This is a genomic window from Collinsella sp. HCP28S3_E12 (assembly GCF_052065595.1).
In the GTDB taxonomy this organism is placed as follows: Bacteria; Actinomycetota; Coriobacteriia; order Coriobacteriales; family Coriobacteriaceae; genus Collinsella.
Genome location: NZ_JBQHTS010000036.1, coordinates 1 through 2,299 on the forward strand (window position 1 = coordinate 1; position 2,299 = coordinate 2,299).

The window sequence follows — 2,299 nt, forward strand, 5'->3', positions numbered from 1 at the left end:
AGAGTACTGCGGGGCCAGCCCGTGGGAGGCCAGGGCGCCGCTGACCGGTGGACGGCACCGAGCCGTCATCGAGAATCGAGAAGGGGGAGGCCTCGCGGCCTCCCCCTTTTTCGTTTCTCAGGCAATTTAACTAAATGACAATTTTTACAACGATATCATCTGCCGTCTTATTCAGACGTTCACCGTTCTCCTGACAGTCTCACGCACTCAATGGATTACTATCTACTTAAGCGTGATACTGCGCTTGACCTGTTTTAGGCGGGCCGTTTTATTGATTATGAAGGAAGGACGCACATGGCAGATGTTCACGAGCTGCTTGATACTTGGATTGCCAATGTCAAGGATGATGAGCTGCTGACCGAGCTCAACACGATGAAGGAGCAGGGTGACGAGGACGCCATCACCGATGCCTTCTTCCAGGATCTTGCCTTCGGCACCGCCGGCCTTCGCGGCACGATCGGTGCTGGCACTAACCGTATGAATATCTATACGGTCGGCCGTGCAACGCAGGGCTTCGCCGACTATCTCAATGCGACTTTTGAGCATCCGACGGTTGCCATTGCTCGCGACAGCCGCAATAAGGGCGAATTGTTCGTCAAGACGACTGCTGCCATTCTTGCAGCAAACGGCGTGACTGCTCTCGTGTACCCTAAGATTTCTCCCGTGCCGACGCTTTCCTGGGCCGTCCGCGACCTTAAGTGCTCCGGTGGCATTTGCATGACCGCTAGTCATAACCCTGCGCCCTATAACGGCTATAAGGCATATGGCCCCGACGGCTGCCAGATCACTAGCGAGGCCGCCGATGCAATTTCTAAGGCTATCGCCGAGACCGATACGTTCACCGGCGTGAAGTCCATGGACTTCGATGAGGCTCTTGAGCAGGGTCTGGTCAAATGGATCGATGACTCGTGCCTCGAGCGTTATTACGACGCCGTTCTTGCGCGCGGCGTGACCAACCTTTCTGCCGAGGAGATCGCTGGCGCTCCGCTTAAGCTCGTCTACACTCCGCTCAACGGCACTGGCCTCATTCCCGTCACGACGGTGCTCGAGCGCGCCGGCATCACCGATGTCACGGTTGTTCCCGAGCAGAAGGACCCGAACGGCGATTTCCCGACCTGCCCGTATCCTAACCCCGAGATCCGTCAGGCCATGCAGAAGGGAATCGACCTGTGCGAGCAGGTTCACCCCGATCTGCTGCTTGCAACCGATCCTGACGCCGACCGTGTTGGCGTTGCTGTTAAGAATGGTGATGACTATCTGCTGCTGACCGGCAATGAGATGGGCGTTCTGCTGCTCGACTATATCTGCAAGACCCGTGCCGCCCGCGGCGAGGATCTCACCAAGAAGGTCGCGGTTACTACCATTGTTTCTTCCGCCATGGTCGATGCTCTGGCCGAGGAGTATGGCTTTGAGCTCCGTCGCTGCCTGACGGGCTTCAAGTACATCGGTGACATCATTACCTCGCTTTCCGATGCTGGTGAAGTCGATCGCTTTATCTTCGGTTTCGAGGAGAGCTACGGTTATCTGGCCGGCGACCACGTGCGCGACAAGGACGCCGTGAGCACTTCGCTTCTGATTTGCCAGATGGCGCAGTATTACAAGCTCCAGGGCAAGAACCTTGCCGATGCGATGCACGAGCTGTACGAGAAGTACGGCTACTATCACAACAAGACGATTTCGCTGAGCTATCCGGGCGCTGAGGGTGCGGCAAAGATGGCCGGCATCATGGCTGACCTGCGCGAGAACCCGCCCGCGGAGCTCGCAGGCTCCAAGATCGAGGCCGTCGTGGATTACAACACGTGCGTTAACGGTCTGCCCAAGGCCAACGTGATCGAGTTCGATCTTGAGGGCGGCAACAAGGGCATTGTCCGTCCGTCCGGCACCGAGCCCAAGATCAAGCTGTACATCTTCGCTAAGGGCGCGGATGCCGCCGAGGCTGATGCAGCACTTGACGCGATTGAGGAGTCAGGTCGCAAGCTGTTGGCCTAAGGCTTTGAAAGCCTATTTCTATAGATAGACGAAAAAGGGGATCTCGGAAACGAGGTCCCCTCTCTATTACTGCTAAATACAGCTGAGAATCCCAAACTGTGTAGGAGTTGTGTGCAACCAGATTCCCGCCCCGCGGGCCCCTCCGGTCTGGCAATATATCTCCTTGCCGCGCGGCCCGGTCGGACCGGGAACCGGCGCAGGCGTGCACCTTGAGAACCGGATACTGCGAGGATGGACACACCAGATGTGTCGCATCCGGGCAGACATCGAACCATTTGAAATGGTCTGACTTGGATTCGTTTTTCGCAAG

General features: G+C 57.0%; 1 protein-coding gene. It reads left to right on the forward strand.

Annotation, left to right across the window (positions count from 1 at the left end):
* Positions 1-294 precede the first annotated feature (294 nt).
* Positions 295-1,989 carry a phospho-sugar mutase gene (locus ACTNBY_RS09255; protein ID WP_441064273.1) on the forward strand — a complete coding sequence of 565 codons (1,695 nt, stop codon included), beginning with the start codon at positions 295-297 and terminating at the stop codon, positions 1,987-1,989.
* Positions 1,990-2,299 lie beyond the last annotated feature (310 nt).